We start from the raw sequence: 19,890 nt of genomic DNA, 5'->3' as shown, positions 1-19,890 counted from the left end.
GTGATGGACGATCAGGCCGGGCGAGTGCTCGTGGTCGACGACGACGAGACGGTCCGCGACGTCGTCCGCCGCTACCTCGAGGTGGCCGGGTTCACCGTCGACATGGCCGGCGACGGCGCCGAGGGGCTGGCCAGGTTCGCCGCCCACGAGCCCGACCTGGTCGTCCTCGACGTGATGATGCCGGGGATCAACGGCCTCGAGGTGTGCCGGCGGCTGCGCCAGGTGAGCCAGGTGCCGATCGTCATGCTGACGGCCCTCGGCGAGGAGGAGAACCGCATCGCCGGGCTCCAGCTCGGCGCCGACGACTACGTGACGAAACCGTTTAGCCCCAAGGAGCTCGCCCTCCGCGTGGCCTCGGTGCTGCGCCGCGCCCGGATGCCGCGCCCGGAGCCGGCCGCCGCAGAACTCGTGGACGGCGACCTGCGCCTGCAGATGAAGGCGCGGACCGCGACCCTCGGCGGCCGCGAACTGCCGCTCACCACGCGGGAGTTCGACCTGCTGGCGTTCTTCCTCGCCCACCCCGGCGTCGCCTACTCGCGTGCGGACCTGCTCGAGAAGGTGTGGAGCTGGGACTTCGGCGACCAGTCCACTGTGACCGTCCACGTGCGACGGTTGCGCGAAAAGATCGAGCGCAACCCGGCCAAGCCGACCCGGGTGGCGACCGTGTGGGGCGTCGGCTACCGCTACGACCGGGGGCAGCCGTGATCGGCTCTGGCGAATCCTTCGCAGAGATGCTGACGCATCTCTGGCACATCCTGCCGTTCGCGCTGATGTTTTCGCTGCCGGTCGCGGCGCTGGGGGGCGTGGCGCTGTACGTCCTGCGCCGCGGTTCGCTGGCCACCACGCTGACGGTGCTGGTGCTGATCCCGGTGCTCGCCACGCTGATCGGCGTCCTGGGCGTCAGCGGGTTCATGTTCACCCCGGCGTTGACCACGATGCTGCTGGTCTGCTTGCTCGTCGCGCTGGTCACCGTGCCCGCAGCCATCATCCTGGGCCGGGCGATCGCCCGCCGCAGCGTGTGGGAACGGGAGGCGCGCGAGCGGGAACGCGCCGCCGAGGCATCGCGGCGCGAGCTGGTCGCCTGGATCAGCCACGACCTGCGCAGCCCCCTGGCCGGCATCCAGGCGATGGCCGAAGCGCTGGCCGACGGCGTGGTCTCCGAACGCAACGAGGTCGCCGATTACGCCCAGCGGATCAGCGGCGAGACCAAACGGCTCTCCGCGATGGTGGGCGACCTGTTCGAGCTCTCGCGGATCACCGCGGGCGCCCTCGAGCTCACCATGTCCGCGGTGCCGCTGCGGGACGTCGTGAGCGATGCCGTCGCCGCCCAGGCCCCGGTCGCCCAGCGGAAGCGGGTGCGCGTGCTCGCCAGCGCGTCGACCTGGCCGGTGGTGACCGGCAGCGACCCGGAACTGGCCCGCATCGTGCGGAACCTGGTGTCCAACGCGATCCGGCACACCCCGCCGGACGGGACGGTGGCCGTGGAGATCGGCGTCGACGGCGACGAGGCTCTGCTCGCCGTCGACGACTCCTGCGGCGGCATCCCGGACGACGAGATCACCCGGGTGTTCGATGTCGCGTTTCGGGGGACGCAGGCGCGGACGCCCGAGCGCGGGGGGACAACCAGCGGTGGCGGGCTGGGGCTGGCCATCGCCAAGGGGCTGGTCGAGGCGCACCGCGGGCGGATCGGGGTGCACAACCACGGGCCGGGGTGCCGGTTCGAGGTTCGCCTGCCGCTCGCGATGCCTTAGGCGGCTGGGGCGAGGCCGGGTTTCGCGGCGGCGGGGTTGCGCGCGGATCGCCGGTGGGCCGGGGTGCGGTTGGGTGTGCCGGGGTCGCGTGGATCGGCGGTGGTCGGGTTGCCCAGGTTGGGCTGCCGCGGGCTTGCGGTTGAGCGGCGGTGGCCGGCGTGAGGTGGGCTGTCGAGGCTAGGCGGTGCCGTCGGCGATTGGCGGCGACCCCGCCGGTCCGGGGTTGATGCGGGATACCTCGGTGGTCAGGGCGAGACCGGCTCCCGGAGCTCCGCTGTCGCGAAGTCCGCGATGCCTTTCGCGAACGCGACTTCGGCGGTGAAGCCGAGCAGGTTGCGGGCGCGGGCGGGGTCCGCCACCACGTGTCGGACGTCGGCCGGGCGGGCGCCGCCCACGGTCTGCGGGGCGGGGCCGTTGCAGGCACGGGCCAGCTCCTCGGCCAGGTCGCCGACCGTGTGCGGGGTGCCCGAGCAGATGTTCAGCGGGGTGATGTCGGCCGCCGCTCCTTCGGTGCGCAGCGCCAGGACGTTGGCCCTTGCCACGTCGTGGACGTGGATGAAGTCGCGCTGCTGGCGGCCGTCCTCCAGGACCCTTGGTGCCTCGCCTCGAGCCAGTGCCGACCGGAAGAGCGATGCCACTCCGGCGTATGGGGTGTTCTGGGGCATCCGCGGGCCGTAGACGTTGTGGTAGCGCATTGCCCACACGCTGCCGCCCGTCTGGCGCGCCCAGGCGCCCGCCAGGTGTTCTTGCGCCAGCTTCGTCGCCGCGTACGTGCTGCGGGGGTTCAGCGGGGCATCTTCGGGGACCAGCTGCCAGCTCAGCTCCGCCTCGCAGGACGGGCACCGCGGCTCGAAGCGGCCGGCGTCCACATCGGACCGGCGGCGGGGTGCCGGCGCCACCACGCCGTGGTCCGGGCACGCGTACCGGCCTTCGCCGTAGACGACCATCGAGGACGCCAGCACCAGCTTGCGCACGCCGGCCGCGTGCATCCCGGCCAGGAGCACCGCCGTGCCGTAGTCGTTGTGCAGGGCGTACGACGGGGCGTCCGACGGGTCGATGCCGTGCCCGACCACCGCTGCCTGGTGGCACACCGCGTCGGTGCCGTCCAGCAGCTCCGCCACCAGCTCGGCGTCGGTGACGTCGCCGCGCAGGAAGCGGTGCCTGCCGGTGTACGGCGGCGGGGTGCGGGACCCGTGGGCCGTCGGGAGGAGGTTGTCCAGCACCACCACCTCGTCACCCCCGTCCGCCAGGAGGTCGGCGATGTGTGACCCGATGAACCCGGCTCCGCCGGTGACCAGTACGCGCACACCGGCCACGCTAGGGCCGCGCGCCCGGGTCCGCCGGGGGCCGCGGCCGCACGTCACGGAATCGTCAGAACTCACCCGGCACCTCCCGGCGGCCGACCACCGAAACCGGCTACGGTGGGCGCCATGGAACGGAGTGCACAACGGCTGGGCCGGGCCCTCGTGGTCATCGTGGACGATCGCGTGGCGCACGGCGAGCACGAGGACACCACTGGCCCGCTGGTCACGGAGCTGCTCGAAGAAGCGGGCTTCATCGTCGACGGTGTCGTGGTCGTCGAGGCCGAGACCGCGGGTATCCGCAACGCGCTCAACACCGCCGTGATCGGCGGCGCCGACCTGGTGATCACCGTCGGCGGCACCGGCGTGCTGCCGCGTGACCGCACCCCGGACGCCACCGCCGGTGTGCTCGACCGCCCCATCCCGGGCATCAGCGAGGCGATCCGCGCCTCCGGGCTGGCGGCCGGGGCCGTGGACGCCGGGATCTCCCGCGGGCTGGCCGGGGTGTCCGGCAGCACGCTCGTGGTCAACCTCGCCGGCTCGCGTTCCGCGGTGCGCGACGGGATGGCGACGCTGACCTCGCTCGTGCCGCACGTGATCGACGAGCTTTCCGGCCTCGAAGAGGTCTGACCGGCGTCAGCGAGCCGGAGCGGCGCCTCTCCGCCCCGGAGGGGCGCTCGCACTCGACGAAGGCGGAACGGGTTGCGAGCCCGCCGCCGGGGCGCGGGTGCCGGGCTCCCGGCCCGCCGCCGCGGGCGGGATTCACTCTGGAGTTGTCAAAGAACACGCCGTGGGACACTGGGGTCATGCCGGGCGAACAGCGCGAACCCCAGACCAGCGAGCAGCGCCGCCGGGTGGACGAGATCTTCGGGGACGTCCTGCCCGAGACGACCTCCGACGAACGCGACCCCGATCGGCGCACCGGCCTCCCGGACGACTGGTACCGGGAGAACCGGCCACCGCACCACGACCGCTGACCGCCGTCAGCCGCGGTCTTCTTCGCGCCGGTTCTGCGCGCGCAGCAGGTCGCGGATCTCGATCAGCAGCTCCACGTCCGTCGGCTCCGACGGGCCCGGCTCCTGGCCGCGCTTGCGGCGTTCCTGCAGCTTCTTCACCGGCATCACGATGACGAAGTAGACCACCGCCGCGACCAGCACGAAGTTGATCGCCGCGTTGATCACGGCGCCGAAGTCCAGGAACGTCAGCGGGTTGCTGGAGAAGATCCGGAAGCCCAGGCCCTGCGCGGCGTCCGTGCCGCCGATCGTGTTGATCAGGGGCTTGATCAGGCCGCCGGTGAACGCCGTGACGATCGCCGTGAACGCCGAGCCGATGACCACCGCCACGGCGAGGTCCACGACGTTGCCGCGCATCAGGAAGTCCTTGAAACCTTTGAGCACCTTGCTCTCCTCACGAACCGGGAAGGGGACGCCGCCGCCCGTCTCGGCGGGCGCGGGCTAGCGGAGAGTAACCGTTACCGGACGCTCCAGTGAAATCGCCGCCACCCTCGTCGCGATCTCTTCCGGAAGCCGCAGCAGGACCAGCGCTCCCTTGGCCGTGGACGGCTCCTGGTGCCCGACCGTCACCACCGTGGCTCCGCCGGCCAGTACGGACGCCGGCGCTCCGGGTTCCGGCGCGGCCACGACGTCGACGCGACGGCCCGGGCCCAGCAGCTCGGCGACGGCCGCGTCGGCCAGCCGGACCGGCACGGTCGCCGTGCCGGGTTCACCCGGGGCGGGGACGGTCACCAGCCGGACGTCGGTCAGGGGTTCCCCGGCCCGGACGGCACCCGCCAGCAGGCGCCCGTCGACGGCGTCGAGGGAGCTCAACACGCCCGTCGGACGTGCTTGATCAGGAACGTCGGCCAGCCGGACGTCGGCAGCGTGCAGCGCCGCGCCGGAAGGAAGATCGCGTGCCGCGAGGACGGTCGGGGCGCCTCGCGCGGAGCCGGGGTGGATGAGCAGCAACGCGCCGGTCAGCAGCAGGCAGGCGGCGAGCCAGCGGCGGATCAGCCGCGTCCGCCGGCTCGGCAGCCGGATGGGATCGGGTAAGCGGAACCTCGCCAGGACGTCCACGGTGCCCCCTCGGTCGGATCGGGTGCGGCGCTCTGCCGCACGAGATCGACGTTAGGGAAGCCGGACGGGCCGCCGGAAGGGCCACGTCCGGCATCTGTGGACAACCGGGGTGTTGTGGACAACTCCGGGGTCAGGACGCCGCGGCGGCCGTCTTCGTCGTGCTCGAGGAGGAGGATGCCGAGCTCGTGTCCGGCTTCGACTCCGTCTTGGTCTCGGTCTTCGCCGGGGCCGTGGCGGTGGTGCTCGATTTGCTCGAGTCGCGCGAGTCGGTGCGGTAGAACCCGCTCCCCTTGAAGACGACGCCGACCGAGCTGAACACCTTGCGCAGCGCCCCGGAGCACTGCGGGCAGACGGTCAGGCTGGGGTCCGAGAACGACTGCACGGCTTCGAACCGGTGGTCGCATTCTTTGCAGGCGTACTGGTACGTAGGCACTGACGGCTCCTTTGCTGGCACTCATCCGACTTGAGTGCCAACTCGATTGTGCGGGAAAACCTTCCCGGAAAGCAATTCCTCGTTGCTCACACCGGCAGCTCGACCACGCCTCGACCGGGCGTCAAGGCCCCGGTCATGCGCACGTCGTGCGCCTCCCCGGGCAGCCGCTCCACCAGCTCCTCGTCCCGGACGACCGCCACCAGCGCGGCGTCCGCCGCGGCGAAGACCAGCGAGCGATCGTAGTGGCCCGCCCCGCGCCCGAGCCGGACGCCCCGGTGGTCCACGGCCAGGGCCGGCACCAGCACCAGCTCGGCCGCGCCCACGGCGTCGGTACCCAGGCGTTTCCCGCCCGGCTCGCGGATGCCGCGGAACCGGCTGGGCACCAGCTCGGCCTCGCCCGTGTACTCCGCCCAGTCGAGCGGGCCCGGCGTCGGCTGGATGACCGGCAGCAGGACGCGCGCGCCCCCGGCCACCAGCGCGTCGACGAGCGCCGTCGAGCCCGGTTCCGTGCCGAACGGGAGGTAGGCGCAGACGGTCTTCGCTGTGACCTTCGACACCGCGGCGACCAGCGCCGACGCCTCCCGGGCGTGGGATTCGGCTGCCTGGTCCGCCCGCGCGCGCAGGAGCCGGTCACGCCACTCCGCCTTGCTCAGGTGCTCATTGCCCAGCGCATGCATGACCTCACGTTAGGCTTTGCGCCCATGACGGGCGCCGCAACCTCCCAGACGTTCAGAACCGCCATCGTGCCTGCCGCCGGCCTCGGGACACGGTTCCTCCCGGCGACGAAGGCAGTGCCCAAGGAGCTCCTCCCGGTGGTGGACACGCCGGGGATCGAGCTGGTCGCGGCCGAGGCCGCCGCCGCGGGCGCCGAACGCCTGGTCATCGTGACCTCGCCGGGCAAGGACGCCGTCGTCCGGTACTTCGAAAAGCAGCCGGAGCTGGAGCAGAACCTCGAGGCCAAGGGCAAGACCGAACTGCTCGAGAAGGTCCGCCGGGGCTCCGGCCTCCTCGCCGTCGAAACCGCCATCCAGGAGCAGGCGCTCGGCCTCGGCCACGCCGTCGCGCAGGCCGAGCCGAACCTCCGGCCGGACGACGAGGCCGTCGCCGTGCTGCTCCCGGACGACCTCGTGCTGCCCACCGGCGTGCTCGAGAAGATGGGCGCGGTCCGCGCCGAGTTCGGCGGCAGCGTGCTCTGCGCGTTCGACATCCCGAAGGCCGAGATCTCGCCGTACGGCGTGTTCGACGTCAGCGACACCGACGATGACGACGTCAAGCGCGTGCACGGGATGGTCGAGAAGCCGAAGCCGGAGGACGCGCCGTCGACCTACGCCGCGGCCGGGCGGTACCTGCTCGACCGGGCGATCTTCGACGCGCTCAAGCGGATCACCCCGGGCAGCGGCGGCGAGCTGCAGCTGACCGACGCGGTCGCGCTGCTGATCTCCGAAGGACACCCGGTCCACGTCGTCGTCCACCGCGGCGGACGCCACGACCTGGGGAATCCGGGTGGTTTCCTGCGCGCCGCGGTCGATTTCGCGCTTGAAACGCCCGAGTACGGTCCATCTTTACGGGCGTGGCTGACGGAACGGCTCGGGACCGAGCGCCCATGACGGAATCCCTCGACGCGGCGCGGCCCGAAGCGGCCGAGGAGGAGGCCGAGTTCCGCTCGGTCGACGCGCAGATCGCGATGACACTGGACGCGGCCGTCCGGCCCCAGCCGGTGCGGGTGGCGATCTCCGAGGCCCAGGGCCTGCTCTGCGCCGAGGAGGTGGTCGCCGAGCACGCGCTGCCCGGGTTCGACCAGGCCGCGATCGACGGGTACGCGGTGCGCAGCGTCGACGTCCGCACCGCCGGACAGGAGCCGGTGCAGCTGCCGGTCGTCGGGGAGATCGCGGCCGGCTCGCGCCAGCCGCGGCGGCTCCAGCCCGGTCAGGCCGTGCGGGTCGACACCGGCGCGCCGCTGCCGACGCTGGCCGACGCGGTCGTGCCGCTCGCCTACACCGACGGGCACCAGGCCAAGGTCACCGTGCACCGGTCGGTGCCCTCGGCGGGGTACGTGCGGCGGGCGGGCGAGGACGTCCAGATCGGGGACGTCGCGGTGCGCCGCGGCGACACGATCGGCTCGGCGCAGGTCGGCCTGCTGGCCGCGGTCGGCCGGGCGAAGGTGCTGGTCTACCCGCGGCCGCGCGTCTCGATCGTGTCGGTCGGCGACGAGCTGGTCGACGTCGACCGGACGCCGTCGGTCGGGCAGGTCTACGACGTCAATTCCTACGCACTGGCCGCGGCCGCGCGGGACGCCGGCGCCGAAGTCAGCCGGGTCGGCATCGTGCCGAGCGACCCGAAGCGGCTCCGGGAGATCGTCGAGGGCCGGCTGCTGATGTCGGAGATCGTCGTGGTCGCGGGCGGCGCCGGTGGCGCCACCGGCGACGAGGTCCACGCCGCGCTGTCCGACCTCGGCCGGATCGACATGACGCGGGTCGCGATGCACCCCGGCTCTGTCCAGGGGTTCGGCAGGCTCGGCCCCGACTCCGTGCCGACGTTCCTCATCCCGGGCAACCCGATGAGCGCGCTGGTCGTGTTCGAGGTGCTGGTGCGGCCGCTGATCCGGGCGGCGCGCGGGACTCGCAACCCGCACCGGCGGATCGTCGGCGCACGGCTGCTGTCGCCGATCACCTCGACCGAGGGCCGGCGCGGCTTCCTCCGCGGCCAGCTGCTGCGTGACGAGGCGAACGGCGAGTACCTGGTCCACCCGCTCGGCCAGTCCGGGGCGCACCTGCTCGCGTCGCTGGCCGAGGCGAACTGCCTGATCAACGTGCCGGAAGAGCTGACCGAGGTGGCAGCGGGCGAGCAGGTCCAGGTCACGTTCCTGGCGCAACGGGCCTGATGAACGCCGTGTCGGGCGTGTCCTATCCGGTCGAGAGCCGGCACCCGGGCTGGCCGGCGCGGCTCGGCCCGCTGCGGGTGCCCGCGGGCGAGGTGGCGATCCGGCCGGTCCGGCTGCGCGACGCCGGTGAGTGGAGCCGGATCCGGCTGCGGGACCGCGCGCACCTCGAGATGTGGGAGCCGACCGGCGTCGGGCCGTGGCCGGAACGCAACGCCTTCTGGTCGTGGCCGTCGCAGTGGGCGGCGCTGCGTTCGCTCGCTCGCCGTGGTCAGTGCCTCCCGTTCACGATCACCCTGGACGGTCGTCTCGCGGGACAGATCACTGTGGGTAATGTCATCCGGGCGTCGCTGCGCTCGGCCTGGATCGGCTATTGGGTGTCCTCCGAGGTGGTCCGCGGCGGGGTGGCGACGGCCGCCGTCGCGCTCGTCACCGACCACGCCTTCGGCCTGGCCGGGCTGCACCGGCTGGAGGCCACTGTCCGGCCGGAAAACACCGCTAGCCTGCGGGTTCTCACCAAGGCGGGCTACCGGCAGGAGGGCCTGTTCGAGCGCTACCTCGACGTGGCGGGCGGGTGGCGGGACCACTATTGCTACGCCGTCACGCGCGAGGAAACCGGGGCCGGGCTGGTGTCGCGGCTGGTGGCCGCGGGCCGCGCCGAGTACGCCTGACCGTGATTACCCACCCGGGTCAGTAGCTGCGTTACCACATGCTGTGAGTTCCACCTAATCCGGTGAGGCGATTCCGTGATCGAACCCGGCGAGTCTGCGCCCGATCTGTTACTCCTGTGACTAACGTGATTCGTGGTGGAAGGATCGGGGGAGGTGACGGGAGATGCCCAGCTCCGTGATCATCGTCGCGCTCGCCGCGGCATGGCTCGTCGTACTCGTGCCCATGGTCGCGCGACGGCGGCAGCAGGTCGCGAGAACGGCCGACTCGGCGCTCGCGGCCCGGGTCGTGCGCAGTGGACGCAACGAGGACCGGGAGGAATTCGCCATGTCCGACGACCTCGGGAAATCCCGGCCTTCGGTCGAGGACGACCTGGCCGAGCTGGAGGCCGAGCTCGAACTCAACGACGACGAACCCGAACCGGACCCCGAGCCGCTGCCGCAACCGAAGCGCGGCTCACGGGCCGCCGAACGCGACCGGCCCGGCTACCGCCCCGGCCGCGGTGGCTTCGACCCGGAAGCCGCCGAAATCGCGGCCCGGGCGAAGTACAGCTTCCGGCAGCGCATCGTGGTCATCCTGCTGGTGATCGCGGTGGCCACCGGCGCCGTGGCCGGCTTCGTCCTCCCGCTGGCCTGGTGGGGCCACGGCGCGGTCGACGTCGTGCTCGTCGGCTACCTCGTCTACCTGCGCCGCCAGGTGCGCATCGAAGAGGAGATCCGGCAGCGCCGGCTCGCCCGCTTCAACAGCGCCCGGTCGCCGCGGCGCTCGTCCGCTCCGGCACCTTCGGTGGCGGATTCGGAGGAGGACCGCGAGCCGGAGGTCGACGTCGTCGAGCCGGTCCGCCGCGAGGTGGTCGAGCGCCGGCCGTCCCCGACGTCCCGCGTCCGCCGCAGCGCGGTCGTCGTCGACCTCGACGACGAGGACCCGGCCTTCGAGGAGCTCGACGAGCCCGGGACCGGCCCGTACCGCCGCGCGGTCGGCGAGTGACCCCCCTCTGTGGGGTGCTCGTAGGGCACTGCTAAGCTCTACGAGCACAACCAAGGGGCTGTAGCGCAGTTGGTAGCGCGTCTCGTTCGCATCGAGAAGGTCAGGGGTTCGATTCCCCTCAGCTCCACAGCATCGAAGGCCTGTGCCCGCGGAGGGCGCGGGCCTTTTTTGTTTCGCGTGTTCTTTGGGGGTCGGACCCCCAAACCCCCGCCAGGGGGCTCCGCCCCCTGGACCCCCGGCCGTGGTTGCGTTCGGTTCGGAAGCTCGGCGGCCGTCCACTTTGGAGTGGGCGGCCGTTTTTGCAGTGCGGGTTACTGGTGGGTAACTTGTTGTCCGTGTATGGGGAATTCGATACGGGCCTGCAACGTCGCTCCGGCTTGGATCTCCTGCATGGTCCAAAGCGAACCCGTGGAAGTCCTTGGCCGTCGGGGGGTCTCTCCGGGTGGGGTTGCCGTCTATGGGTGTGGAGCCGATGAGGCCTCTCTGTTTCGGGAGGTGGCGGCTCGGATTGGGGTTCGGGTCACCCTTGTCGAGGGCGCTTTGTCCGAGAGCACTGTGGGGCTTGCTGCCGGGCATCGGTGTGTGAGCGTTGGTCACAAGGTTCCGGTGGCCGACTCTGTTCTTCGGGGGCTTGCCGGGGTTGGGGTTGGTTACCTCTCCACTCGGAGCGTTGGTTTCGACCACATTGATGTTGCGTATGCCGCGAGTGTCGGGATTGTTGTGGGGAATATTGCCTACTCTCCCGACAGCGTTGCCGACTACACCTTGATGTTGATGCTGATGGCCGTGCGGGATGTCGTGTCCGTTGTGCGGCGGGGTGAGGGCGGGGACTTTCGGCTCGGTGGTGTTCGGGGGAAAGAACTGCGGGATCTGACCGTCGGTGTTGTCGGGACCGGGCGGATCGGGTCTGCCGTTGTGGTGCGGTTGAAGGGGTTCGGGGGACGCGTTGTCGCCTGTGACAGCCGGCCCTGTGCTTCCGTTGATTATCTTTCGCTCGATGAGCTTGTGCGGGTCAGTGACATTGTCTCGCTTCACACGCCGCTCACCGAGGAGACGCGTCACCTTCTGGATCGGCGGCGTATCGGGTCGATGAAGCCCGGCGCCTTTGTTGTCAACACCGGGCGGGGCTCGCTGATTGACACCGATGCCCTTCTTGTGGCGCTGGAGAGCGGGCGGCTGGGTGGGGCCGCCTTGGATGTCCTCGAAGGTGAGGAGGGCGTCTTCTATTCCGACTGCCGGGGTAAGGCCGTGGGAAGCCGGTTGCTGCGGTTGCTGGAGCTTCCGAATGTGATTGTCACTCCGCACGTTGCTTACTACACCGATCGTGCTCTGCGGGACACCGTCGAAAACTCGATTCTCAACTGCCTTGAATTCGAAAGTGGGATGCTGCATGGGTAGGCTCAACGTCGGGATCGTCTTCGGGGGCCGCTCCGAGGAACACCCCGTCTCCGTGAAGTCCGCGCAGGAGGTTGCCCGGCACCTTGATGCCGGGAAGTACCGAGCCGTCTGGATCGGGATCACCCAGGATGGGGCCTGGAAACTCTGTGACGGGCCCGAAGCCGGCTGGGAAGACGGGCGGCCGGTCGTTCTGGCGCCGGGTCGGCGGCTGCTGGTTCTGGACGACGGGAAGTACGAGAGCGTCGAACTGGATGTCGTGCTTCCTGTCCTGCACGGTAAGTTCGGTGAAGACGGTGCCGTGCAGGGGCTGCTGGAGCTTTCCGGGGTTCCTTATGCCGGCTGTGATGTGCAGAGCTCCGCTCTGTGCATGGACAAGTCCCTCGCTTACCTCGTGGTCAGGAGCGCGGGGATTGCGACGCCGAACTTCTGGGTCTTCAACAAGGGCGAGGACGTCGATCCGGAGCGGTTCACGTATCCCGTCTTCGTGAAGCCCGCTCGGTCGGGTTCGTCGTTCGGGGTCAGCAAGGTGTCGTCCGGGGAAGAACTCGCGAGCGCTGTGGAGGTCGCCGCGCAGTACGACGACAAGGTGCTCGTCGAGGAGGCCGTTGTCGGGAGTGAGGTCGGGTGTGCCGTTCTGGGGAACGGGTCCGCTCTGTTCGTCGGGGAGGTGGACCGGATCGCGTTGTCCCACGGGTTCTTCCGGATTCACCAGGAAGATTCGCCCGAAAGCGGGTCCGAGAACTCGACGCCCGTCGTGCCCGCCGACATCCCGGCCGAAACGCGCGTGCGGGTGCAGGAGACCGGCAAGGCCATCTACCGCGCTCTCGGGTGCCGAGGGCTGGCGAGGGTCGACATGTTCCTCAAGGAAGACGGGACTGTCGCCCTCAACGAGGTCAACACCTTGCCCGGGCTGACGTCCTACAGCCGGTACCCGCGGATGATGGCCGCCGCCGGGGTGTCGCTCGAGGAGGTCGTCGATCGGGTTGTTTCCCTGGCCGTGAGCGGCCGATGAACGACGACTTCGCCTTCGTCGACGAACTCGTTCCCGGCATCCGGTGGGACGCCAAGTACGCCACCTGGGACAACTTCACCGGGAAACCCGTCGACGGGTACCTCGTCAACCGGATCGTCGGCACGACCACGTTGTGCGCCGCTCTCGCCGAAGCGCAGGAGAAGGCCGCTTCCCTCGGCTTCGGCCTGCTGCTTTGGGACGGCTACCGGCCGCAACGCGCCGTCGAGTGCTTCCTGCGGTGGGTCGACCAGCCCGAAGACGGGCGGACGAAGCTGTGGCACTACCCGAACCTCGACCGCGCCGGGATGTTCGCCAAGGGGTATGTCGCGACCAGGTCGGGGCACAGCCGCGGCAGCACCGTCGACCTGACCCTCTACCACCTCGGCACCGGTGAACTCGCCTCGATGGGCGGCGGCCACGACCTGATGGATCCCATCTCGCACCACGGTGCCCGGGGCGTCTCCGGCGTCGAAGCCGAGAACCGGCGGTCCCTGCGGTCCATCATGGCCGACTGCGGGTTCGACTCCTACGAGCGAGAATGGTGGCACTACAGCCTCAAGGACGAGCCCTACCCCGACACCTACTTCGACTTCCCCGTCGCGTAGCCGTGCCGGTGGGCGGCGGGCAGCCGGACGGTCACGCGAAGGCCGCCCGCCGGACGGGGCGTCAGAGTGAGAGTCCCGTCGTGCGCGTGGGTGATGCTCTGGACGATCGCCAGGCCCAGGCCGACCCCCGCGTGGTCCGCGCGGATGCGCTCGGTGCCCCGCTGGAACGGCTCGGTGAGCGTCGACACCAGCTGGGGCGGCAGCTGCTCGCCGGTGTTCTCCACCGTGAGCACCACCGACCCGCCGCGGACGGCGGTCGTGAGCTGCACGGTGCCGCCGTCCGGGAGGTTGTGGACGATGGCGTTGTGCAGCAGGTTCGTGGCCAGCTGCAGCAGGAGCGCGTCCGAGCCGACGGCCGGGGCGAGCTCGCCGGACGTCTCGATGGCGACGCCGTGCTTCTCCGCCAGCGGCAGCAGCGTTTCGGCCGCTTCCTCCACGACCAGGGACAGGTCGACGCGGTCGCGGCGGAACGACCGCTGGTCGGCCCGGCTGAGCAGCAGCAGGGCCTCGGTGAGCCGGATCGCCCGGGAGTTGACGACCTGCAGGCGTTCGTCGAGCTCGTCCGTCGTGCGGTTCGGGTCGTTGCGGGCGACGTCGAGGAGGCTCTGCGTGATCGCCAGTGGCGTGCGCAGCTCGTGGGACGCGTTGGCCGCGAACCGCCGCTGTTCGGCGACGTGCGCTTCGAGCCGGGCGAGCATCGTGTCGAAGGCGTCGGCGAGCTCGCGGAACTCGTCCGTGCGGCCCGGCAGCCGGACGCGGTGGGCGAGCGAACCGGTCGCGGCGAGGCGGGTCGCGTCGGTGATCCGGGTCAGCGGGGCGAGCATCCGGCCGGCCAGGACCCACCCGCCGAGCAGGCCGAAGACCAGCAGGAAGACGATCACGGCGGCCATGAACGGCACGAAGGCGCGCACCAGGACCGAGCGGTTGATCCAGAAGTTGCCGTCGGTGTAGATCCAGCCTTGGGGCAGGAAGTACAGGTAGAAGGCCAGCACGGCGCCCATCAGCAGGATGCCCGCGAGCATGACGAACCCGGCGTAGCTGAGGGTCAGCTTGAGCCGGACGCTCAGCCCGGGCGCCCTATCCACGACGTTCGCCGCCGGTGTCGATGCGGTAGCCGACGCCGGGCACGGTGGCGATGATCCCGGGTTCGCCGAGGCGCTTGCGCAGGACCGAGACCGTGATGCGGACGGCGTTGGTGAACGGATCCGCGTTCTCGTCCCAGGCCCGTTCCAGCAGCTCTTCGGCGCTGATCACGCCGCCTTCCGCCGCGACGAGCACCTCGAGCACGGCGAACTGCTTCCTGGTCAGCGCCACGTACCGGCCGTCGCGGTAGACCTCGCGGCGGAACGGGTCCAGGCGCAGGCCCGCGAGCTCGCGCACCGGCGGCCGGTTGTGGGCGCGCCGTCGGTCGAGGGCCCGCAGGCGGAGCACGAGTTCCCGGAGTTCGAACGGCTTCGTGAGGTAGTCGTCGGCGCCGAGCTCGAACCCGGACGCCTTGTCGTCGAGCCGGTCGGCCGCGGTGAGCATCAGGATCGGCGTGCCGCTGCCGGAAGCGACGATGCGGGCGGCCACCTCGTCACCCGACGGGCCGGGGATGTCGCGGTCGAGCACGGCGATGTCGTAGCTGTTGACGCTCAGCAGTTCCAGCGCGGTGTCGCCGTCGCCGGCGATGTCCGCCGCGATCGCCTCCAGCCGCAGGCCGTCGCGGATGGCGTCGGCCAGGTAGGGCTCGTCCTCGACGATCAGCACACGCACGTCCCCGATGCTACGAGCGCGCGCATATCGGCCGCATATCGGAAAGCGCGTACGAACCGGCAACACCGCGCGGCCTTGACTGCCGGTATGAGCACGTTCCCGACGGTCTTGGGCCAGGAACACGGCGCTGTCCCGGACGGCGCATCGGTCTTCGACGACTGCCCGGCCGTGGCCAACCTCGATCCCGCGCTGCTCGGCGTCCTGCGCCGGGCCGCGACGGACGCCGCGGCCGACGGCGTCCGGTTCGTCGTCAACGGTGGCTGGCGATCCCGCCCGTACCAGGAACACCTGCGCCGCAAGGCGGTCGCGAAGTACGGCTCGGAGGAGGAGGCCGCCCGCTGGGTGACGACGCCCGACAGATCCGCTCACGTGCAGGGGAAAGCCGTCGACGTCGGGCCCGCCGAGGCGCGGGCGTGGCTTGCCGAGCACGGCGCCGGGTACGGGCTGTGCCGGATCTACCGCAACGAGCCCTGGCACTACGAACTGCGTCCCGAAGCGGCCGAGCACGGCTGCCCGCCGATGTACGACGACCCGTCGCAGGATCCGAGGATGCGGCCGTGAGCGTCAGCGCGCCAGGTGCTTGCGGACGTCTTCGGCCACCGCGGCCCGCCCGCTCATGTGGTACTTGGCCAGGATGTTGCGGACGTGGGTCTTCACCGTGTGCAGGCTGACGCCGAGCTCGCGCGCGATCTGGTCGTTCGGCAGGTCGTTGCCGAGCAGGACCGCGACGCCCTGCTCGGCCGCGGTGAGGGACCGGAAGCGTTCCTCCGGGCCGTTGTCGATGTTGAGGGTCAGCTCGACGAGATCGGACTGGAGCTGCTGACACGCGGTCACGATCCGCTGCAGGGCCTCCCGCCAGGCCGCCGGATCGGGTGACGGCAACGCGTCCTGCGCCCGCTGCCGCACGGCCGCGACGCGCGAGGACAGGAATTCGACGACGTGGTCGGCGGTCACCAGCTGCGGGGTTTCGCCGCCGCCGGCCGGCAGCCGGCGCAGCGCGTCCAGGTCCTCCGCCTCCTTGGTCAGCACGCGGGCGACCAGGTCGGCCAGCCACTCGAACGCGCGCACGGAGTTGTCGTCGAAGGTGTCCGGCCGGTAGCTCTGCATCGACATCATGCCGAACACGACCGGCTCACCGTCGTGGCCGCGGCGGAACAGCGGGGTGGTGACCGCGTCGGCGGACGCCCGGCTCGTGTCCCCGGCGGGGACACCGGCGTGCAGGGCGGCGCCGTTGTCGTACTGCATCCGGTAGGTCTGGCGGTGCTTCAGCAGCCAGGCGGCCTGCCCGTGCGGCCCGTAGATGTGCGACTCCGGATCGGTGAACAGGCCGCTGTCGTAGCCGTACGGGTAGCGGACCCGGTTGGCGCCGTGGAAGAAACCGACGTAGAAGTGGTCCAGCGGCACGATCTTGCTCATCACCGCGCGGGCGTAGTCGAAGAGGCTGTAGTGGTCGGTGCGGTAGTTCGTGTCGATCTTGTGGAACGCCTCGCGGAGGATCTGCGTCGTCTCGGCGTCGACCCGGAGCCGGGCGGGCGGTCCCGATTCGTCTGGCGGCATCCCCTCATCATCCTCCGGCGCGCGGACCGTGCCGGCCGGCTCGCTCCGCGAGCGATGGAGGAACCCGCCCTCCCGCTGTCACTGTTGACGGGCGAGAGGACGGGGAGGAGCAGCCATGGAGACCCATTAGCGCGTCAGGAAAGCGTCTTCAGCCAGCTGGTCACCACCGCGAAGTACGTCGGCGCGTTGGGAGCGTAGTTGATCGCGTGGCCGTAGCCGTGGAGGATGAACGTCTGCAGCGGGCCGCCGAAGAACGGGGCTTCCGACGCGCGCAGCGCCGCCGGGGACGAGCAGTCGCTGCCCAGCGTTCCGCAGAAGTGCGGGTCGTCGCCCACCACCAGCAGCACCGGGACCGTGATCTGCTGGGACGCCGGCGTCACCACCGTGGTCAGGGTCAGGCTGTCGACGGCTTCCGTCGTGGCGAAGACGTCCTTTGTGGACTCGTCGTAGGCGATCGCGCCCGCGTCGTAGGGGCCGGGGGTGTGGAAGGCCGTGTAGCGCGTGCCCTGGCCGGTGGTCAGGTAGCCCGCGTCGAGGCCGCGGGCGGACAAGTCCGGGTCCACCGGGGCCGGGACCATGTTGGCCAGCACCGGGATCACCGTGATCAGGTTCATCCGGTGCGTCATGCCGGTGACCAGCACGCCGTCGACGTCGCGGTAGCGGCCCGCCTCGATCATCGCCATCGCCGCGCCGATCGAGTGGCCGCCGACGACCACCTTCGCGAAGCGGGGCCGGATCGACTGGATCACCTGGTGCGCCGCCACCGCCTGGGCGGACGCGCTCAGCAGCGTGCTCAGCGGCTTCGAGCTGCTGCCCGTGCCGAGGCGGTCCAGGGCCAGCGTCGCGACACCCGCGGAGTTCGCGGCCAGGCGGAACGACCGGATCTCCGGCGTGTAGCCGATGTCCCAATAGGACGCGTTGTACGTGCCGCCGGGGATCAGGACCACCACCGTCGACGCGCCGGGCGGAGCGCACAGGCGGCCGTGCATCGTCTGCGGCAGCAGGGCCACCGTGACCGGGAAGGACAGGTCTTCGCACGTCGTGGCCGCGTTGGCGGTAGAAGGGGTCAAGAATGCTGCCAGCAACAGGAAAACGGCAGCACAAAGGCGGAGACGGGACACGGAGAAGGACCTCCAGCTAGCGGGGGACTGCCGTCATCGGCAGGCTGTCGGGGTAGGCGGCGGAGGTGAACTTCACGCGCACCGGCCGGCCCGCGACGGGGACCAGCCGCCACCGCGCGGCCACCGTGGCCACCGTGATGACGAGTTCGTTCTGGGCGAAGCGGTTCCCGATGCACTGCCGGGTGCCCGCCCCGAACGGGACGAACGCGCCCTTCGGCACCGCGGCCGCCCGCTCCGGCGCCCAGCGGCCGGGATCGAACCGGTCGGGGTCGGGGAACGACGCGGGGTCGTGGTGCAGGGCGTGCGGGCTGACGATCACCTCGGCGCCCTCGGGGAGGCGCACGCCGCCGAGGTCGACGTCGGTGAGGGTCCGGCGCATCAGCATCCAGAGCGGGTACAGCCGCAGCACCTCGTCGACCACCTGCCGGACGTAGGTGAGCCGGGTGAGGTCCTCGACGGTGACCGGGCGGCCGCCCAGCACGGCGTCGACCTCGGCGTGCACCCGTGCCTCGACGTCCGCGTGCCGGCCGAGCTCGTGGAACGTCCAGGCCAGCGCCAGCGCGGTCGTCTCGATGCCCGCGGTGAGCAGGGTCAGCACTTCGTCCCGCGCCTGCTCGTCGGTCATGCCGGCCAGCAGCAGCGTCGAAAGCAGGTCGCCGCGGTCGGTGCCCTCGCGCCGCCAGTCGCGGATCACCTCGAGCACGATTTCCTGCATCCGCCCGATGGCCTCGTCGAACCGGCGGTTGCCGGGCACCGGGAGCTTTTCGACGAACTTCGGTGACAATGCGCGAATCATTCCCTGCTGGATGATGACGTAAATCGACCGGCGGGCCTCTTCGATCGCCGCCTTTCCCAGCCCGGTGGAAAACAACGCCTCGCCGACGATCGTCACGGCCAGGCTCTGCATGTCCGCCTCGACCTCCCGCGCTTCGCCTGCTTGCCACGTGGCGGCCAGGTCCGCCGCCGCGCGCCGCATGATGTCCGCGTAGGCGGCCAGGCGGTCGCGGTGGAACGCCGGCTGCATCAGCCGCCGCTGCCGGAGGTGGAAATCGCCGTTCGAAAGCACCAAGCCATTTCCGACGAACGGCCGGAACTTGTCGAACATTGCGCCCTTGCGGAACTTCGGACCCTCCGTGACCAGCACTTCGTGGGCCAGCCGCGGGCTCGCGACGAAGTAGACCGGCGCCGGGCCGAGCCGGAGTTCGACGATCTCGCCGTGCTCGTGCAATGCGTCGGTGAATGCGAAGCGTTGCCGCAGCAGTGCCGGAGTGTGCCCGAGAAAAGGCCACCGGCCCGGTGCGACCGGGACGCTCATGCGGACTCCTCGTTGTGCCATTGTGTGGATTTCCCAAGGAGACGGCCCACGGTAGGCGCGTCCGGTCGAACGGGACAGTGCCCGATCGGGTGGGGTGCGCTCACGCGGATGGCGCAGTAGCGGAACCGCGGGGAATCGCTAAGCTCTTTCCGGTCCGACAGATGAGAAGGTGTTCTTCGTGACACGATCACCGGAATGGGTTCCGCCGGGCGTCGATATCTCCCGGCCGAGTATCGCGCGCACTTACGACTTCATGCTCGGCGGCGGCCACAACTTCGCCGTCGATCGCGCGGTCGGCGATGAGATCGAACGCGTGATGCCCGGCCTGCGCGACTCCGCGCGCGTGAACCGCGCGTTCCTCGGTCGTGCCGTGCGGTACATGACGGCGCACGGGATCCGGCAGTTCCTCGACATCGGTTCGGGCATCCCGACGGTGGCGAACGTGCACGAGGTCGCCCAGGCGCAGGACCCGGAGTGCCGGGTGGTCTACGTCGACCGCGACCCGGTGGCGGTCGCGCACAGCGAACTGATGCTCGCGGGCAACGACCGCGCGGCCGTCGTGCAGGCCGACATGCGGGACCCGGAGAAGATCCTCGATTTGCCGCAGGTCCGCGGGCTGATCGACCTCGACGAACCGCTCGGGCTGCTGATGTTGCTGATGCTGCACTGGGTCCCGGACGAGTCCGGACCGCTCGAGCTCGTCGGCCGCTACCGGGCGGCACTGGCACCCGGCAGTTTTCTCGCGCTCACCCACGTCACCGGTGACCACCAGGGCGAAAACCTCGAAGAAGCCACCGAAGTGATCAAAGAGAGCCGGAGCCCGGACCAGGTGAACCTGCGCACGCACGCCGAGGTTTCCGCGCTTTTCGCCGGTTTCGAACTTGTCGAACCCGGCTTGGTGGGCTGCGGGGAATGGCGGCCGGCCGGCCCGGGGGACATCGCCGGCGCCGCCGCCATGAACATGCTCGTTTACGCCGGAATCGGCCGCAAGAACTGAGCGGACACCCGAAATGCCGATGACCGGCCACCAGCCCCG

At 70.7% G+C, this 19,890-nt stretch carries 23 protein-coding genes and 1 tRNA gene; 14 read left to right on the top strand and 10 right to left on the bottom strand.

Annotated elements, in window-relative coordinates:
* Nucleotides 1-3 precede the first annotated feature (3 nt).
* Together AB0M93_RS36020 and AB0M93_RS36015 are read left to right on the top strand one after the other, a co-directional pair.
* Nucleotides 4-705, top strand: coding sequence for a response regulator transcription factor (locus AB0M93_RS36020; protein WP_364282333.1), 702 nt, complete (start codon nucleotides 4-6; stop codon nucleotides 703-705).
* The gene (locus AB0M93_RS36015) at nucleotides 702-1,751 is read left to right on the top strand and encodes a HAMP domain-containing sensor histidine kinase (protein WP_364282330.1); all 1,050 of its coding nucleotides are present in this window, start codon (nucleotides 702-704) and stop codon (nucleotides 1,749-1,751) included. Before AB0M93_RS36020 ends, AB0M93_RS36015 begins: the two co-directional genes overlap by 4 nt.
* A gap of 245 nt (nucleotides 1,752-1,996) precedes the next feature.
* On the opposite strand, the gene AB0M93_RS36010 is transcribed toward AB0M93_RS36015, so the two are convergent.
* Entirely contained in the window at nucleotides 1,997-3,058 is a 1,062-nt protein-coding gene (locus AB0M93_RS36010) for an NAD-dependent epimerase/dehydratase family protein (RefSeq protein WP_364282327.1), read from the bottom strand.
* A 123-nt stretch (nucleotides 3,059-3,181) separates the two neighbouring features.
* Between AB0M93_RS36010 and AB0M93_RS36005 the strand changes: the two genes are divergently transcribed.
* Both AB0M93_RS36005 and AB0M93_RS36000 read left to right on the top strand, forming a co-directional pair.
* The gene (locus tag AB0M93_RS36005; RefSeq protein ID WP_013230045.1) at nucleotides 3,182-3,682 is read left to right on the top strand and encodes a molybdenum cofactor biosynthesis protein B; all 501 of its coding nucleotides are present in this window, start codon (nucleotides 3,182-3,184) and stop codon (nucleotides 3,680-3,682) included.
* A gap of 176 nt (nucleotides 3,683-3,858) precedes the next feature.
* Nucleotides 3,859-4,029, top strand: coding sequence for a hypothetical protein (locus tag AB0M93_RS36000; protein ID WP_364282325.1), 171 nt, complete (start codon nucleotides 3,859-3,861; stop codon nucleotides 4,027-4,029).
* Between the two features lie 6 nt (nucleotides 4,030-4,035).
* On the opposite strand, the gene mscL is transcribed toward AB0M93_RS36000, so the two are convergent.
* The 4 genes from mscL to AB0M93_RS35980 form a co-directional block, all read right to left on the bottom strand.
* Nucleotides 4,036-4,449: a large-conductance mechanosensitive channel protein MscL gene (gene mscL / locus AB0M93_RS35995; RefSeq protein ID WP_364282322.1), complete on the bottom strand. Its 414-nt coding sequence runs from the start codon at nucleotides 4,447-4,449 to the stop codon at nucleotides 4,036-4,038.
* Nucleotides 4,450-4,506: 57 nt separating this feature from the next.
* Nucleotides 4,507-5,124, bottom strand: coding sequence for an SAF domain-containing protein (locus AB0M93_RS35990; RefSeq protein ID WP_364282320.1), 618 nt, complete (start codon nucleotides 5,122-5,124; stop codon nucleotides 4,507-4,509).
* Between the two features lie 130 nt (nucleotides 5,125-5,254).
* Nucleotides 5,255-5,557, bottom strand: coding sequence for an FmdB family zinc ribbon protein (locus AB0M93_RS35985; protein ID WP_364282317.1), 303 nt, complete (start codon nucleotides 5,555-5,557; stop codon nucleotides 5,255-5,257).
* 86 nt (nucleotides 5,558-5,643) lie between these two features.
* Nucleotides 5,644-6,234, bottom strand: a complete 591-nt coding sequence (locus AB0M93_RS35980; protein ID WP_364282314.1) for a 5-formyltetrahydrofolate cyclo-ligase — start codon at nucleotides 6,232-6,234, stop codon at nucleotides 5,644-5,646.
* A 24-nt stretch (nucleotides 6,235-6,258) separates the two neighbouring features.
* On the opposite strand from AB0M93_RS35980, the gene AB0M93_RS35975 reads away from it, so the two are divergent.
* The 8 genes from AB0M93_RS35975 (at nucleotide 6,259) to vanX (ending at nucleotide 13,106) form a co-directional block, all read left to right on the top strand.
* Nucleotides 6,259-7,164: a UTP--glucose-1-phosphate uridylyltransferase gene (locus AB0M93_RS35975; protein ID WP_364282311.1), complete on the top strand. Its 906-nt coding sequence runs from the start codon at nucleotides 6,259-6,261 to the stop codon at nucleotides 7,162-7,164.
* Nucleotides 7,161-8,438, top strand: a complete 1,278-nt coding sequence (gene glp, locus AB0M93_RS35970; RefSeq protein ID WP_364282308.1) for a gephyrin-like molybdotransferase Glp — start codon at nucleotides 7,161-7,163, stop codon at nucleotides 8,436-8,438. The genes AB0M93_RS35975 and glp overlap by 4 nt, the downstream gene beginning before the upstream one ends.
* Nucleotides 8,438-9,106, top strand: coding sequence for a GNAT family protein (locus AB0M93_RS35965; protein ID WP_364282305.1), 669 nt, complete (start codon nucleotides 8,438-8,440; stop codon nucleotides 9,104-9,106). The genes glp and AB0M93_RS35965 overlap by 1 nt, the downstream gene beginning before the upstream one ends.
* Before the next feature lie 163 nt (nucleotides 9,107-9,269).
* Nucleotides 9,270-10,091 (top strand): gephyrin-like molybdotransferase receptor GlpR, encoded by an 822-nt coding sequence (glpR, locus tag AB0M93_RS35960; RefSeq protein ID WP_364282302.1) that lies wholly within the window; start codon nucleotides 9,270-9,272, stop codon nucleotides 10,089-10,091.
* A 54-nt stretch (nucleotides 10,092-10,145) separates the two neighbouring features.
* Nucleotides 10,146-10,218, top strand: a tRNA-Ala gene (locus tag AB0M93_RS35955).
* 212 nt (nucleotides 10,219-10,430) lie between these two features.
* Nucleotides 10,431-11,489 (top strand): NAD(P)-dependent oxidoreductase, encoded by a 1,059-nt coding sequence (locus tag AB0M93_RS35950; protein ID WP_364282299.1) that lies wholly within the window; start codon nucleotides 10,431-10,433, stop codon nucleotides 11,487-11,489.
* Nucleotides 11,482-12,501: a D-alanine--(R)-lactate ligase gene (vanA, locus tag AB0M93_RS35945; protein ID WP_364282532.1), complete on the top strand. Its 1,020-nt coding sequence runs from the start codon at nucleotides 11,482-11,484 to the stop codon at nucleotides 12,499-12,501. Before AB0M93_RS35950 ends, vanA begins: the two co-directional genes overlap by 8 nt.
* The gene (gene vanX / locus AB0M93_RS35940; RefSeq protein ID WP_364282296.1) at nucleotides 12,498-13,106 is read left to right on the top strand and encodes a D-Ala-D-Ala dipeptidase VanX; all 609 of its coding nucleotides are present in this window, start codon (nucleotides 12,498-12,500) and stop codon (nucleotides 13,104-13,106) included. The genes vanA and vanX overlap by 4 nt, the downstream gene beginning before the upstream one ends.
* Here vanX and AB0M93_RS35935 read toward each other — a convergent pair.
* Nucleotides 13,082-14,191 carry a HAMP domain-containing sensor histidine kinase gene (locus AB0M93_RS35935; protein ID WP_364282294.1) on the bottom strand — a complete coding sequence of 370 codons (1,110 nt, stop codon included), beginning with the start codon at nucleotides 14,189-14,191 and terminating at the stop codon, nucleotides 13,082-13,084. The genes vanX and AB0M93_RS35935 overlap by 25 nt on opposite strands.
* Nucleotides 14,184-14,861, bottom strand: a complete 678-nt coding sequence (vanR-Sc, locus tag AB0M93_RS35930) for a VanSc-type vancomycin resistance response regulator transcription factor VanR (RefSeq protein ID WP_364282291.1) — start codon at nucleotides 14,859-14,861, stop codon at nucleotides 14,184-14,186. The genes AB0M93_RS35935 and vanR-Sc overlap by 8 nt, the downstream gene beginning before the upstream one ends.
* An 87-nt stretch (nucleotides 14,862-14,948) precedes the next feature.
* Between vanR-Sc and AB0M93_RS35925 the strand changes: the two genes are divergently transcribed.
* Complete coding sequence (locus tag AB0M93_RS35925) at nucleotides 14,949-15,422, top strand: M15 family metallopeptidase (protein WP_364282288.1); 474 nt, start codon at nucleotides 14,949-14,951, stop codon at nucleotides 15,420-15,422.
* 3 nt (nucleotides 15,423-15,425) lie between these two features.
* On the opposite strand, the gene AB0M93_RS35920 is transcribed toward AB0M93_RS35925, so the two are convergent.
* From AB0M93_RS35920 to AB0M93_RS35910, 3 genes are all read right to left on the bottom strand, one after another.
* On the bottom strand, nucleotides 15,426-16,418 hold the full coding sequence (locus AB0M93_RS35920) for a LuxR C-terminal-related transcriptional regulator (protein WP_364282285.1): 993 nt from the start codon (nucleotides 16,416-16,418) through the stop codon (nucleotides 15,426-15,428).
* 134 nt (nucleotides 16,419-16,552) lie between these two features.
* Nucleotides 16,553-17,488: an alpha/beta hydrolase gene (locus tag AB0M93_RS35915; RefSeq protein ID WP_364282283.1), complete on the bottom strand. Its 936-nt coding sequence runs from the start codon at nucleotides 17,486-17,488 to the stop codon at nucleotides 16,553-16,555.
* Between the two features lie 67 nt (nucleotides 17,489-17,555).
* Nucleotides 17,556-18,854: a cytochrome P450 gene (locus AB0M93_RS35910; RefSeq protein ID WP_364282280.1), complete on the bottom strand. Its 1,299-nt coding sequence runs from the start codon at nucleotides 18,852-18,854 to the stop codon at nucleotides 17,556-17,558.
* A 178-nt stretch (nucleotides 18,855-19,032) separates the two neighbouring features.
* Between AB0M93_RS35910 and AB0M93_RS35905 the strand changes: the two genes are divergently transcribed.
* Entirely contained in the window at nucleotides 19,033-19,851 is an 819-nt protein-coding gene (locus AB0M93_RS35905; protein WP_364282278.1) for an SAM-dependent methyltransferase, read from the top strand.
* Nucleotides 19,852-19,890 lie beyond the last annotated feature (39 nt).

It is taken from the genome of Amycolatopsis sp. NPDC051102, from assembly GCF_040682815.1.
Taxonomy (GTDB): domain Bacteria; phylum Actinomycetota; class Actinomycetes; order Mycobacteriales; family Pseudonocardiaceae; genus Amycolatopsis.
The sequence above is the reverse complement of the archived record's forward strand: the minus strand, read 5'-3'. Positions and strand labels throughout refer to the sequence as shown.